Here is a 14,378-nt window from a genome sequence, read left to right on the forward strand (position 1 = left end):
CCTTGGCATGGGCAGGACGGCTCCCGGCGAACCGCCCGGGGTGGGGTTTTCCCCCGTGGATCGTGGCGGCCCACCTCATGGCGCCGGGGCGCGCGGCCGGGCACGCTGGCGCATATGACCGAACGCATCACGACCACCGGCGCCCCGGACGGGCCTACGTCCGACGACGGGCTGCTGCCGCCCGCACGCCTCGCCCTGCACCGGCAGACGTGGAAGGAGATGGCGCATCTCCTGGCCGATCTGCCGGTCTCGATCCTCGGCTTCACGTACGTCGTGACCGTGATGTCGGTCGCCGCGGGCCTCACCGTGACGGTCGTCGGGCTGCCGCTGCTGGCGGGCGGGCTGATGGGCGCGCGACTGCTGGGCCGGGCCGAGCGGGCGCGGGCACGGGCGCTGCTCGGTGTGCGGATCGACGAGCCGAGCCCCCTTCCGGTCGCCGGGTCCGGGTTCTTCGGCCGGCTCTGGTCGGCGCTGAAGGACCCGGTGGGCTGGCGGACGACGTTGTACGAGTTCATCCGGCTGCCCTGGGGCATCGCGACGTTCACGATCACGGTGGTCTCCTTCTTCGTGCTGTGGCCGGTGCTGCCGTTCATCACGCGGGCGCTGACCAACGTCGACCGGGCGATGGTGCGCGGGCTGCTGTCCCCGTCGGACGAGCTGGAGCGGCGCATCGCCGAGCTGGAGTCGGACCGCGGGGTGGTGGTCGACACGGCGGCGGCCGACCTGCGGCGCATCGAGCGCGACCTGCACGACGGGGCGCAGGCCCGGCTGGTCAACCTCGCGATGGGGCTGGGTCTGGCGAAGGAGAAGCTGCTGGAGGGGCAGGCCGACGAGAGTGTCGCGGTGATGGTCGAGGAGGCGCACGGCGAGGTGAAGCTGGCCCTGCAGGAGCTGCGCGACCTGGCCCGCGGGATCCATCCGGCGGTGCTGACGGACCGGGGCCTGGACGCGGCGCTGTCCTCGATAGCCTCGCGGTGCACGGTGCCGGTGAAGGTGACGGCCGACCTGATGGAGCGGCCCGCCGCGGCCATCGAGGGCATCGCCTACTTCACGGTCTCCGAGCTGCTGCAGAACGTGAGCAAGCACAGCGCGGCGCGTTCGGCGTCGGTCGACGTGTGGCGGGCGGACGAGCGGCTGCTGATCCAGGTGTGGGACGACGGGCGCGGCGGGGCCCGCCTCGACGGCGGTACGGGCATGGCGGGCCTCGCGGACCGGCTGGGCGCGGTGGACGGGCTGTTCCTCATCGACTCGCCGGAGGGCGGTCCGACCACGGTCACGGCCGAGCTGCCGTGGCGCGACCGGGAGCCCGGCGCGTACCGAGGGTGACCACGCCCCGCCGCGGACGTTCTCCCGGCTCCGCCGGCGTGGCCGCCGGAGCCGGGAGAGACGGCGGCGCGAGAGTCCGCTGCGACCGACCGGGTCCGCCGGGACCCGGCACGCGCAGGCCAGCCTTCGAGACGCCCGTCTTCGACGTGGCCGCGGTGACCGCGCCCGTCGAAGACCCGGCACGCGCAGGCCAGCCTTCGACCTTCGAGACGCCCGTCCTCGACGTGGCCGCGGTGACCGCGCCCGTCGGTGAAGCGGCCGCGGAGACCGCCGCCGCAGGCGGGCGGACGTGCCCCGGCGGTGAGCACCCGCGCCGCCGAGGCCCGGTCACCGCCGGGGCCGAGGTGGGGAAAACCCCCGGCCCAAGACGCCGATGGCCTCCATGGCCCGTGGACCCGCGGCCGAGCAGGGTGGAGGTACGACAGGGACAGAGCCCCTCAGCCCACTGACCGGACGAGCAGAACCGGACGAGTAGAAACGGACGAAGCCGATGGCCACGGACTACGGACAGGGATACGGACCGCACAGCGGGCCCGGATTCCACGGGGCGGGTACCGAGGGCCGGCCGCATCGGCTTCCGGTGGCGGTGCGGGCCCCCGTCGAGGCGCGCAGCCTGCGCGAGTTCGGGTATCTGATGCTGAGCCTGCCGATCGCGATCGCCGGCTTCGTCTGGACGGTCACGATGGTCTCGCTCGGCGCGGGCCTGCTGATCACCTTCCTGGGTGTCCCGGTGCTGGCGGCGGCGCTGGCCGGGGGCCGCGGGTTCGGGGCGCTGGAGCGGGCCCGGGCGCGGGCGCTGCTCGGCCTGAAGATCGCCGACCCCGAGCCGCTGCGCCGGGGCGGCAAGGGGCCGATGGCGGCGATGGGGGCGCTGCTGAGGAGCGGCACGTCCTGGCGGCACCTGCTGTACACGCTGCTGCACTTCCCGTGGGCGGTCTTCGCGTTCTCGGTGGCGCTGTCGTTCTGGGCGTACGGGTGGGCGATGCTCACGTACCCGCTGTGGTTCTGGCTCTTCCCGCTGTACGGCGGGCAGGGCGGGCTCCAGCTCTACGGGGACGAGGGACACCGCGTCTATCTGGACAACCCGTTCGAGATCGGGGTGACGGCGCTGGTGGGGCTGCTCTTCACGCTGGCCACGCCCTGGATCGTGCGGGCGCTGACGACCGTGGACCGGCTGATGGTGCTGGGGCTGCTGGGCCCGTCGAAGCTGGCGACCCGGGTGGTGGAGCTGGAGTCGGACCGGGGCGTGGTCGTGGACACGGCCGCGGCGGACCTGCGGCGCATCGAGCGCGACCTGCACGACGGGGCGCAGGCCCGGCTGGTGGCGCTGGCCATGGATCTGGGGCTGGCCAAGGAGAAGCTGTCCGAGGACCCGAGGGAGGCGGCGCGGATGGTGGACGAGGCGCACGGCGAGGTGAAGACGGCGCTCCAGGAGCTGCGGGATCTGGCGCGCGGCATCCACCCGGCGGTGCTGACGGACCGCGGGCTGGACGCGGCGCTGTCGGCGGTCGCCTCGCGGTGCACGGTGCCGGTGCGGGTGGAGGTGGATCTGCCGTCCCGGCCGGCCCCCGCGATCGAGGGGATCGCGTACTTCACGGTCTCGGAGCTGCTGCAGAACATCAGCAAGCACGCGCGGGCGACCGGGGCCACGGTCGACGTGTGGCGGGTGGAGAACCGGCTGATGCTCCAGGTCTCGGACAACGGCGCGGGCGGTGCGGAGCCGTCCGTGGGGTCGGGGCTCGCGGGGCTGGCGGAGCGGCTCGACGCGGTGGACGGGATCCTGGTGGTCGACTCGCCCGTGGGCGGGCCGACCCGCGTCACCGCGGAGCTGCCCTGGCGGGGACAGCGGCCCTCCTGAGCGGCACCTCCCGTCGCCAGGGCTCACGGCGCCGGGCTCACGGCGCCGGGGCACCAGGTGCCCGCTGGCGTCCCGGCAGGGCGGACAGCACGGCAGGCCCGGCATCGACGCCGGGCCTGCCGTCGTTCGCCCGTGCCGGGCCGGCGTCGGTACCGGGATCCGGCCGGGTTCGGCCGGGCCTGCCGTCGTTCGCCCGTGCCGGGCCGGCGTCGGTACCGGGATCCGGCCGGGTTCGAACGGCACAGGGTGGCCCTCTCCCTGTTCCGGGTGCGGATTCGGTGGCTCGGGCGCGGCCCGGTTCGAATGCTGGAATGCTGGGGCCTGTCGTACGAGGGACGGACGGGCCGGGGCGCGAGGCGACCGGCGCGTGCGGGGTGGAGAGAACCGGCGTGGGCCGGGCACAGGCTGTGGGGGGCCGAAGAACAGTGGAGGACAGGGTGCGGGTGGTCATCGCCGAGGATTCAGTGCTGCTCAGGGAGGGCCTGACCCGGTTGCTGACCGACCGCGGGCACGACGTGGTGGCCGGTGTGGGCGACGCGGAGGCGCTGATCAGGACGATCACCGAGTTCGCGGACCGGGGCAAGCTGCCCGACGTGGTGGTGGCCGACGTGCGGATGCCGCCGACGCACACCGACGAGGGCGTACGGGCGGCCGTGCAGCTGCGCAAGCGGTATCCGGGGCTCGGCGTGCTGGTGCTGTCCCAGTACGTGGAGGAGCAGTACGCCACCGAGCTGCTGGCCGGTTCCAGCCGTGGTGTGGGCTATCTGCTCAAGGACCGGGTAGCCGAGGTGCGCGAGTTCGTGGACGCGGTGGTGCGGGTGGCCCGAGGGGGCACCGCGCTGGACCCGGAGGTGGTGGCGCAGCTGCTCGGGCGCAGCCGCAAGCAGGACGTGCTGGCGGGGCTCACGCCGAGGGAGAGGGAGGTCCTGGGGCTGATGGCGGAGGGGCGCACGAACTCGGCCGTCGCGCGGCAGCTGGTGGTCAGCGACGGCGCCGTGGAGAAGCACGTCAGCAACATCTTCCTGAAGCTCGGACTGTCGCCGAGCAACGGCGATCACCGGCGTGTGCTCGCGGTCCTCACCTATCTGAACACCTGACCGGCTGACACTGTGTCAGTTGTCCAGCGCCGGTCGAGCCTGCGGGTGTCCAGTACGAAGCCGGGCGTCCGCGACCCGCACGAGCACGAGAACCGAAGGACGGCAGGGAACTTCCTCACGTAGAGCGCCGGGGGGCGAGCAGACCATGGCACAACAGGGCGTCCGGGAATTCCGGAGTCGAGACCATCATGCGAATGGCCGAGGGAAGGCGACCCTTACAGACGTAGGGTTGATCCTGGGAGGGTCGGCGGGACGACCGTTCCCAGACAGCCGCCTCGAGGGAGGTCCAGTTCAGTGACCAGCCAGGTCAGCAGTCCAGCGGAACAGGCCGACGAAACCGTCGTGGGAGAGCAGCGCAAACCGGCGGGCGCCAAGGACGTACGCCGGCTCGATCGCGTCATCATCCGCTTCGCGGGCGACTCCGGTGACGGTATGCAGCTCACCGGCGACCGCTTCACCTCGGAGACGGCGTCCTTCGGCAACGACCTGTCGACGCTGCCGAACTTCCCGGCCGAGATCCGCGCCCCCGCGGGGACGCTGCCGGGCGTCTCGTCCTTCCAGTTGCACTTCGCCGACCACGACATCCTGACCCCCGGCGACGCGCCGAACGTGCTGGTGGCGATGAACCCGGCCGCGCTGAAGGCGAACATCGCCGACGTGCCGCGCGGCGCGGAGATCATCGTCAACACCGACGAGTTCACCAAGCGGGCGATGGCCAAGGTCGGCTACGTGACGAGTCCGCTCGAGGACGGCTCCCTGGACGGTTACAGCGTCCACCCCGTCCCGCTGACGACGCTCACGGTCGAGGCGCTCAAGGAGTTCGACCTGTCCCGCAAGGAGGCCGAGCGCTCGAAGAACATGTTCGCGCTGGGCCTGCTGAGCTGGATGTACCACCGGCCGACCGAGGGCACGGAGAAGTTCCTCCGGACCAAGTTCGCGAAGAAGCCCGAGATCGCCGCGGCCAACATCGCCGCGTACCACGCGGGCTGGAACTTCGGCGAGACCACCGAGGACTTCGCGGTCTCCTACGAGGTCGCCCCGGCGGCGCAGGCGTTCCCGACGGGCACCTACCGGAACATCTCCGGGAACCTGGCGCTGTCGTACGGGCTGATCGCGGCCTCGCGCCAGGCGGACCTGCCGTTGTACCTGGGCTCGTACCCGATCACGCCCGCCTCGGACATCCTTCACGAGCTGAGCCGGCACAAGAACTTCGGCGTGCGCACCTTCCAGGCCGAGGACGAGATCGCGGGCATCGGCGCGGCGCTGGGGGCGGCCTTCGGCGGTTCGCTGGCGGTGACCACGACGTCCGGGCCGGGCGTGGCGCTGAAGTCCGAGACGATCGGGCTGGCCGTGTCCCTCGAACTGCCGCTGCTGGTCGTGGACATCCAGCGCGGTGGCCCCTCGACGGGGCTGCCGACCAAGACCGAGCAGGCCGACCTGCTCCAGGCGATGTACGGGCGCAACGGCGAGGCCCCGGTGCCGGTCGTCGCCCCGAGGACGCCCGCCGACTGCTTCGAAGCCGCCATCGAGGCCGCCCGGATCGCGCTGACCTACCGCACCCCGGTCTTCCTGCTCTCCGACGGCTACCTCGCCAACGGCAGCGAACCCTGGCGCATCCCCGACACCGACGAACTGCCCGACCTGCGCGTGCAGTTCACGCAGGGGCCGAACCACACCCTGGACGACGGCACCGAGGTGTTCTGGCCCTACAAGCGTGACCCGCAGACCCTCGCCCGGCCCTGGGCGGTTCCCGGCACGCCCGGTCTGGAGCACCGCATCGGCGGCATCGAGAAGCAGGACGGCTCGGGCAACATCTCCTACGACCCGGCCAACCACGAGTTCATGGTCCGCACCCGGCAGGCCAAGATCGACGGCATCGACGTCCCCGACCTCGACGTCGACGACCCCGGTGACAGCGCCGACACCCTGGTGCTGGGCTGGGGTTCGACCTACGGGCCCATCACCGCCGCGGTCCGGCGCCTGCGCACGGCCGGTGAGAGCATCGCCCAGGCCCACCTGCGCCACCTCAACCCGTTCCCGCGGAATCTCGGCACCGTCCTGCGGCGTTACGACAAGGTGGTGGTCCCCGAGATGAACCTCGGTCAGCTCGCCACGCTCGTCCGGGCGAAGTACCTGGTCGACGCGCACTCGTACACCCAGGTGAACGGCATGCCGTTCAAGGCCGAACAGCTCGCCACGGCGCTCAAGGAGGCCATCGATGGCTGAGACGTCCACGGAAGGCACGGGCACGATCGAGGCGCTCTCCCTCGTGCCGAAGGCCGAGGCCAGGCAGTCCATGAAGGACTTCAAGTCCGATCAGGAAGTGCGCTGGTGCCCGGGCTGCGGCGACTACGCGATCCTGGCCGCCGTGCAGGGCTTCATGCCCGAACTCGGCCTGGCCAAGGAGAACATCGTCTTCGTCTCCGGTATCGGCTGCTCCTCGCGTTTCCCGTACTACATGAACACCTACGGGATGCACTCCATCCACGGCCGCGCCCCCGCCATCGCCACCGGGCTCGCCTCCTCCCGCCAGGACCTCAGTGTCTGGGTCGTCACCGGCGACGGCGACGCGCTGTCCATCGGCGGCAACCACCTCATCCACGCCCTGCGCCGCAACGTCAACCTCAAGATCCTGCTGTTCAACAACCGGATCTACGGACTGACCAAGGGCCAGTACTCGCCCACCTCCGAGGTCGGCAAGATCACCAAGTCGACCCCGATGGGCTCGCTCGACGCGCCCTTCAACCCCGTCTCCCTCGCCATCGGCGCGGAGGCGTCCTTCGTGGCACGGACCGTGGACTCCGACCGCAAGCACCTCACCGAGGTGCTGCGCCAGGCCGCCGCCCACCCCGGCACGGCGCTGGTGGAGATCTACCAGAACTGCAACATCTTCAACGACGGCGCCTTCGAAGCCCTCAAGGACAAGCAGCAGGCCGAGGAAGCGGTGATCCGCCTGGAGCACGGCAAGCCGGTCCGCTTCGGTGCGGACGGCGCGAAGGGCGTCGTACGGGACCGGCTCACCGGTGACCTGCGCGTCGTCACCGTCACCCCCGAGAACGAGTCGATGATCCTGGTCCACGACGCGCACGCGGCGTCCCCGACCACGGCCTTCGCGCTCTCCCGCCTCGCCGACCCCGACACCCTGCACCACACCCCCATCGGGGTGCTGCGTTCCGTGGACCGGCCGGTCTACGACACGCTGATGGCCGAGCAGCTCGAGACCGCCGTCGAGCAGAACGGCAAGGGCGACCTGTCGGCGCTGCTCGCGGGCGGCGACACCTGGACGGTCGTCGGCTGATCCACGCGGTGCGGTACGTCCCAGCAGGCCCGGGCCCTTGAGGTCCGGGCCTGTCCGTTCCCCCGGCCGGCGGAGCGCCGGCACGCTTCGGACCCGACACGGGCCCCGCACACTCCGGACCGGACCGGGCCCGGCCGTCCGCTCAGGCCGAGGCCCAGCCGTCCGCTCAGGCCGAGGCCCAGCCGTCCGCTCAGGCCGAGGCCCGGCCGCCCGCCCCGGCCCGCGCTTCGTCGTACGCCCGCCGGGCGTCGAGGACCGCGTCCATGCGGCGCTCGGTCCACCCGGCCAGGGCGGCCACCTGCTCGGCGGCCTCGCGGCCGAGGCCGGTGAGCGAGTAGTCGACGCGCGGGGGGATCACGGGCTTGGCGTCCCGGTGCACCAGACCGTCGCGCTCCAGGGTCTGCAGGGTCTGGGTGAGCATCTTCTCGCTGACGCGGCCGATGGCCCGGCGCAGCTCGCTGAAGCGGTACGGGCGCTCGCGCAGCGCGATGAGGACGAGGACGCCCCACCGGCTGGTGACGTGTTCCAGGACGAGGCGGTAGGGGCACATCGCCTCACCATCCGCCCTCGGTTCGCTTACGGCCATGCCAGTACCTTACTTCAAAGTGGGTACTTTCACTTAGTTAGTGCACCTCCTAGGGTTAGTGGAGTACCCACCCCACAAGGAGTTGTTTCCGCATGAGCATCGTCGTCACCGGAGCCACCGGCCACCTCGGCCGTCTCGTCATCGACGGGCTGCTGGCAAAGATCCCGGCCGCCGAGGTCGTCGCCGTCGTCCGCGACAAGGACAAGGCCACGGGCCTGGCCGCCCGCGGCGTCGAGCTGCGCGTGGCCGACTACAACGCCCCCGAGACCCTGGCGAACGCCTTCGCCGCGGGCGACAGGGTGCTGCTGATCTCCGGCAGCGAGGTCGGGCAGCGTGTCGCCCAGCACCGGGCCGTGATCGACGCCGCGAAGGGGGCGGGGGTCGCGCTGCTGGCGTACACCGGCGTCCTGGGCGGCCCGGACGCCGACTTCCGGCTGGCCGCCGAGCACAAGGTGACCGAGCAGGCGATCCTCGACTCCGGGCTGCCGTACACCTTCCTGCGCAACGGCTGGTACCACGAGAACTACACCGAGAACCTGGCCCCCGTCCTGGCGCACGGTGCCGTCGTGCAGAGCGCCGGCGACGGCCGGATCGCCTCGGCCTCGCGCGCCGACTACGCGGCGGCGGCCGTCGCCGTACTGACCGGCGAGGGACACGAGAACACGGCGTACGAACTCAGCGGCGACACCGCCTGGAGCTACGCGGAGTACGCGGCAGAGCTGAGCCGGCAGACCGGCAGGGACATCACGTACGACAACGTGTCCGCCGAGACGCACCAGAGCATTCTCACCGGCGCCGGGCTGCCCGAGCCCTTCGCCGCGATCCTGGTGGACGTGGACCGCGCCATCGGGCGCGGGCTGCTCGCCCGCACCAGCGGTGACCTGGCCCGCCTGATCGGACGCCCGGCCACGCCGGTCGCGGACGCCATCGCGGCGGCCCTCAAGGCCTGACGGGCGCGGCAACCGCGCCACCCTCGGCGCCCCCACCCCTGTCATGACCGTATGGCGATACGGGCATGACAGGCGAGGGGGCCCGGCGCTACCGTCGGGGAGGCTGCACGGAGGCAGCCGCGCAAGAGGGAGGTACCGGTGGCCGGGCAGTCGAGGGGCGAGCAGCGGACGGGCCTGTTCAACGGTTTCGCGGCGTACGGCATGTGGGGGCTCGTCCCCCTCTTCTGGCCGCTGCTGAAGCCCGCGGGGGCGGCCGAGATCCTGGCCCACCGGATGGTGTGGTCCCTCGCCGTGGTCGGGGTCGCGCTGCTGGTGATGCGGCGCTGGGCCTGGCTCGGCGAACTGCTGAGGCAGCCCCGCAGGCTCGGCCTGGTCACGGTCGCCGCGACGGTCATCACCGTCAACTGGGGCGTCTACATCTGGGCGGTGAACGCCGGCCACGTGGTGGAATCCTCGCTCGGCTACTTCATCAACCCGCTCGTCACCATCGCGCTGGGCGTCCTGGTCCTCAAGGAGCGGATGCGGCCGGCGCAGTGGGCCGCGGTCGGCATCGCCCTCGTGGCGGTGCTGGTACTGACCGTCGGATACGGCCGCCCGCCCTGGATCTCGCTCTGCCTCGCCTTCTCCTTCGGGACGTACGGTTTGGTGAAGAAGAAGGTCGACCTAGGGGGCATCGAGTCCCTGGCCGCGGAGACGGCGATCCAGTTCCTGCCCGCGCTGGCCTATCTGGCGTGGCTGGGTGCCCGCGGCGACGCGACGTTCGCGACGCAGGGCACCGGGCACGCGGCGCTCCTCGCCTCGACCGGCATCGTGACCGCGATCCCTCTCGTCTGCTTCGGCGCGGCCGCGATCCGGGTCCCCCTGTCCACCCTGGGCCTGCTGCAGTACCTGGCGCCCGTCTTCCAGTTCCTGCTCGGCATCCTCTACTTCCACGAGGCCATGCCGCCCGAGCGCTGGGCGGGCTTCGCGCTGGTCTGGGTCGCGCTGTCGCTGCTCACCTTCGACGCGCTGCGCACCGCACGCCGTTCGGCGCGCGCGAGGGCCGCGATCCACGCCCGCGGGAACGCCGTCACGCCGGAGACGGTCGACGTCACCGAGCCGTCTCCGGTATACGAACGTCCGTGACCGAATACCGCTCTTGACGCTCAGTCAGTCCCAGCTTCACCATCCAGGCACCCCATTCACCGTGGAGTCCCCGGACGCCGCACGCTCCCCTCGTGGCGCCCCGTGGGATCTCCCTGGAATTCGGAGCCCCCCACATGAAGCTCTCCATTCCCGGGCGTGCCTCGGCGGCCTCGGTCGTCGCCGTCGCCTCACTGCTCGTCGGCGGATCCATAGCCGGGGCGGCCCCCGCCCCCGTGGCAGCGGCCGCCGCACCCGACATCCCCGTGGCCAACGTCAAGGCCCACCTCACCCAGCTCCAGTCCATCGCCACCGCCAACGGCGGCAACCGCGCGCACGGCCGTACCGGCTACAAGGCCTCCCTCGACTACGTCAAGGCCAAGCTGGACGCGGCCGGATTCACCACGACCGTCCAGCAGTTCACCTCCGGTGGCCGCACGGGCTACAACCTGATCGCCGACTGGCCCGGCGGCGACACCGGCCGGGTCGTCATGGCCGGGTCCCACCTGGACAGCGTGACATCGGGCCCCGGCATCAACGACAACGGCTCCGGCTCGGCGGCCGTCCTGGAGACCGCGCTCGCCGTCGCCCGCACGAACTACCAGCCCACGAAGCATCTGCGGTTCGCCTGGTGGGGCGCCGAGGAGCTGGGCATGGTCGGCTCGCGGTACTACGTCAACAGCCTCTCCACCACGAACCGTTCGAGGATCAGCGGCTACCTGAACTTCGACATGATCGGCTCGCCGAACCCCGGGTACTTCGTCTATGACGACGACCCCGCCATTGAGAAGACCTTCAAGACCTACTTCACGGGGATCGGCGTCCCCACGGAGATCGAGACCGAGGGCGACGGCCGCTCGGACCACGCGCCCTTCAAGAACGCGGGCATTCCGGTCGGCGGCCTCTTCAGCGGCGCCGACTACATCAAGACCTCCGCGCAGGCCACGAAGTGGGGCGGTACGGCGGGCCGGGCGTTCGACGCCTGCTACCACTCGTCCTGCGACACGTCGTCGAACATCAACGACACGGCGCTGAACCGGCACTCGGACGCGCTGGCGTACGCGGTGTGGGAGTTGTCCGCGTAGGCACTCCGTGCGGCCTCCGGGCCGCCGGGACGAGTCGGGCGGGAGCGCGGGGCCGCGGACGGGCGGACTCACCGGGCCGGGGGCCGCGGTCCGCGGGTGTACGGGTTGTCCGGCAGCGAGCGGGCGCGCTCCGCGAGACGGCCCATGCGGTCACGGGCGCTCTCCAGTTGTTCCAGGTCGTCCGCGGCGGGGCCCTCGTCGGCCGTGAGCTCCGCCCACACGGCGAGCAGATCGCGTCCGAGGTGCAGGCCCTGCAAGGGGTCGCGGACGGCCCGCCAGGCCGCGGCGGCGCTCTGCACGTTGCCGTACGCGGCACCCGGGTCGCCCTGTCGCCTGCGGAGCCGCGCCAGGTCGAGGGACAGGTGGAACGACCGGAGCGGGTCGCCCGCCAAGTACGCGATGTACGAGGTCAGTTCGCGCAGTTTCAGCACCTCGGGGTGTTCCGGTCCCCAGGTCGCCGACGCCTTTGCGACGGTGCGCTCGGCCAGGCCGGCGGCGTCCTCTATCCGGCCCTGCCTCACGGCCTCGTTGATCCGCGTCACGGACGCGGCGAACGGGGACGGGGGCGTCGCGTCCGCCGTACCGGCCTCCGTGGCGGGCGCCAGTACCGCTTCGGCCACGGCGTCGAACCCCCGGGCGGGCGTGGGCTTGGGATCGTGCTCCGGCTCGGGCTCCAGCGCGGGCAGGCGCGCGGGGGCCGGGCGGGGCACTGGGTTCCGGCGGAAGTCGGGCGCCCGGCGGGGCTCGGGGGCCGCGGCGGGTGCGGGGTCCTGCGGGGGCACGGGAGTTCCGCCGCGGGTCGGGGTCGCCTGCCACCCGGGGGCCGGCCGGGGCTCGGGTTCGGTCTCCGTCTCCACCATCGGGATGAGCCCGGAAGAGGGGATCACCTTCCACTCGGGTGCGAAGTAGGGCTCGTTCTCCCGCTCGAAGGGGGTGAGGGGGGTGGCCGGGCCGGGGGTGGAGGGCGGGAGCGGGCCGGTGCCGTGGGCGTTGTCCGGTTCCTGGGACAGCGGCCGGGCGGACGGGGCTTTCGGGCCGGGCGCGGGGGCCGGGCCGAACTCGCCCGTCGGCGCGGAGACGGTACCCGGGGCGGGCACGGGCCTGTCATCTCCGGCCGGTCCCGGCTCGGCGGCTCCCGGCAGCGGCTGCGCGGGGCCCGTCGCTTTCGGGACGGGACCGACGGCATCCGTGGCGGACTCCGGGAGCGCCCGCAGGACGTAGGTCGCCACGGTCCCGCCGGCCCCCGGATCCGGCGCCGATGCCGGCTCGGGCTCCGGCTCCGGCTCGGGCGGCTCGGAGGCCGCGGGCGCGGACGACGCCTGGGGCTTTGGTTCGGGTACGGCCCGCAGCGGGAACGTCGGTGCGTTCGTGACGCTCGCGGCGGGTGCGGGCTCCGGCTCCTGGTCGGCGGCGGCGGGCGGGGCCGTCGGGTTCGCGGGGCGCTTGCCGGGCACCGCGGGCGCCGGCGGTATGAGGTCACCGGCGACGGGGCCCGCGGACGCAGGCGAGGGCGGAGAGGACGGTACGGGTGGGGCCGGGGTCCGGGACGCGTCCGACGCGGAGGAAACCGGGGCAGGCGTCTCGGCCGGCCTGGACGGCTCGGAGGGGCTCGACCCGGCCGGCCTGGACGGAGCCGATGTCCTCGGCGCGGGGGTGCCCGGCGCCGGTGAGCCGGGGGTGCGTCCGCCGATGTCCGGGGCCTGCGGGGCGGACGTGGCCGCAGACGTGGGCGCTCCCGACACCGGCTCCGGAAGCGCCCGCAGGAGGTGGGTCGCCTTGTCCCTGGTGGGGGACGGCGGGGCGGAGTCGGAGGCGCCGGGCGCGGCGGCCTCCGGCGGAACGGGAGCTGACGGGGGCGCGGGGCTCGGCGCGGGCGCGGGGTTGGACGGGGGCGCGGATGGGGGGCTGGACGCGGGCGCGGGGTGCGGCGCGGGTCCAAAGTTCGACGCGGGCGCGGGGCTCGGGGCCGGCGTGGGCGCAGGGCTGGACGCGGGCGCGGGGTGCGGCGCGGCGCTGGACGCAGGCCCGGAGTCCGGCGCCGACGCGGGCGCCGAAACGGCAGTGCGCGGGGGTGAGGCACTCCGGTCGTCCCCCCTGCCGGACGCAGGGCCGAAGCCCGGCGTGGCCGCAGGGGCCTGTGCGGGTACTCGGGGTACTCGGGGTACTCCGGGTGTCGCGGTTGCCGGGGCAGGCGGCGGGGGGCCCAGACGGACCGGGTTGCCCGCGTACTCGCTGGAGCCGTCGACGTACACCTGGAGCGGGACGACGTACCCGATGGTCTCGTCGTGGACCATGGTGAGCACGGGATGGCCCGTGGCGAGGGCGATGCGGTGGAGGTAGTTCAGCACGGCGTCCTGGACGGTCTCGCCGGGGCTCGCGACTACCGGCATCCCGCCGACCGTCGCGCCCGGAACCCCGGCCGGGGCACTCCCCGGCACCGCCCCGGCACTCCCGGACACCGCCACGGCACCCGCGGGCACCGCCTCCGCGCCGCCCCCACCGGAGACGCCCGCGTCGGTGCGTACTGTCACGCGGACCTCGATCGGCGTCACGCCCGCGCCGGACCTCGCCCCCGGAACCGACGTCGCGGGCGCCTGCCGTCCCCGCTTGGGTTCCCGCTTGTGTTCGCGGCTGAATCGAGACATCGGTTCCCTCACTCGGGTCGGTCAGTGGAGGAAGGGGTGGCGGACGGGGCGGGCGAGGGCGCGGACGGCGAGGTCGCTGCCTCCGCCCGCGTCACCTCCGTCACGCGCCTCGGCTTGCCCGTACCCGAACGCACCAGTTCCAAAAAGCCACCGGCCCGTCGGCCGGTCCGGGCGGCGGACGGGCCCGGCACCCGCGCGTGAGCGGCCGGTCCCATGTTCGTACGCATCAACGCCCCCCTTCTCACCTTCACTTGGGCCGCGGCGAGACCTGCGGAAGGATCCGTTTCGCCCGCCTCGGGCCCTCTGCCCGACTGGACGCCGGTCGCCGGTGCGCGGTTGTGCGCCGTCGGGAACCGGTCGCCACGAGGCCCGATCGCGTACCTGTGGTTGAGTCTCCCGGCTCACTCCCGT

At 72.9% G+C, this 14,378-nt stretch carries 10 protein-coding genes; 8 read left to right on the plus strand and 2 right to left on the minus strand.

Going from position 1 to position 14,378, the window contains the following annotated elements; all coding sequences use genetic code 11:
- The first annotated feature begins 114 nt into the window (after positions 1 to 114).
- From AC0ZLC_RS21070 to AC0ZLC_RS21090, 5 genes are all read left to right on the plus strand, one after another.
- Entirely contained in the window at positions 115 to 1,326 is a 1,212-nt protein-coding gene (locus AC0ZLC_RS21070) for a sensor histidine kinase (protein ID WP_476753495.1), read from the plus strand.
- Between the two features lie 490 nt (positions 1,327 to 1,816).
- Positions 1,817 to 3,184 (plus strand): sensor histidine kinase, encoded by a 1,368-nt coding sequence (locus AC0ZLC_RS21075; protein ID WP_476753496.1) that lies wholly within the window; start codon positions 1,817 to 1,819, stop codon positions 3,182 to 3,184.
- Positions 3,185 to 3,621: 437 nt separating this feature from the next.
- Positions 3,622 to 4,281: a response regulator gene (locus AC0ZLC_RS21080; RefSeq protein ID WP_476753497.1), complete on the plus strand. Its 660-nt coding sequence runs from the start codon at positions 3,622 to 3,624 to the stop codon at positions 4,279 to 4,281.
- Positions 4,282 to 4,575: 294 nt separating this feature from the next.
- Complete coding sequence (locus AC0ZLC_RS21085; protein ID WP_476753498.1) at positions 4,576 to 6,507, plus strand: 2-oxoacid:acceptor oxidoreductase subunit alpha; 1,932 nt, start codon at positions 4,576 to 4,578, stop codon at positions 6,505 to 6,507.
- Complete coding sequence (locus AC0ZLC_RS21090) at positions 6,500 to 7,579, plus strand: 2-oxoacid:ferredoxin oxidoreductase subunit beta (RefSeq protein ID WP_476753499.1); 1,080 nt, start codon at positions 6,500 to 6,502, stop codon at positions 7,577 to 7,579. Before AC0ZLC_RS21085 ends, AC0ZLC_RS21090 begins: the two co-directional genes overlap by 8 nt.
- A 190-nt stretch (positions 7,580 to 7,769) precedes the next feature.
- On the opposite strand, the gene AC0ZLC_RS21095 is transcribed toward AC0ZLC_RS21090, so the two are convergent.
- Positions 7,770 to 8,165: a winged helix-turn-helix transcriptional regulator gene (locus tag AC0ZLC_RS21095; RefSeq protein ID WP_476753500.1), complete on the minus strand. Its 396-nt coding sequence runs from the start codon at positions 8,163 to 8,165 to the stop codon at positions 7,770 to 7,772.
- Positions 8,166 to 8,257: 92 nt separating this feature from the next.
- Between AC0ZLC_RS21095 and AC0ZLC_RS21100 the strand changes: the two genes are divergently transcribed.
- The 3 genes from AC0ZLC_RS21100 (at position 8,258) to AC0ZLC_RS21110 (ending at position 11,322) form a co-directional block, all read left to right on the plus strand.
- Positions 8,258 to 9,115 carry an SDR family oxidoreductase gene (locus AC0ZLC_RS21100; protein ID WP_476753501.1) on the plus strand — a complete coding sequence of 286 codons (858 nt, stop codon included), beginning with the start codon at positions 8,258 to 8,260 and terminating at the stop codon, positions 9,113 to 9,115.
- Between the two features lie 138 nt (positions 9,116 to 9,253).
- Positions 9,254 to 10,240, plus strand: a complete 987-nt coding sequence (gene rarD / locus AC0ZLC_RS21105) for an EamA family transporter RarD (protein WP_476753502.1) — start codon at positions 9,254 to 9,256, stop codon at positions 10,238 to 10,240.
- Positions 10,241 to 10,374: 134 nt separating this feature from the next.
- Positions 10,375 to 11,322: a M28 family metallopeptidase gene (locus AC0ZLC_RS21110; protein WP_476753503.1), complete on the plus strand. Its 948-nt coding sequence runs from the start codon at positions 10,375 to 10,377 to the stop codon at positions 11,320 to 11,322.
- A gap of 68 nt (positions 11,323 to 11,390) precedes the next feature.
- On the opposite strand, the gene AC0ZLC_RS21115 is transcribed toward AC0ZLC_RS21110, so the two are convergent.
- On the minus strand, positions 11,391 to 12,776 hold the full coding sequence (locus AC0ZLC_RS21115) for a hypothetical protein (protein ID WP_476753504.1): 1,386 nt from the start codon (positions 12,774 to 12,776) through the stop codon (positions 11,391 to 11,393).
- Between the last annotated feature and the right edge of the window lie 1,602 nt (positions 12,777 to 14,378).

The sequence above is a fragment of the Streptomyces sp. GLSS-08 genome, from assembly GCF_056387915.1.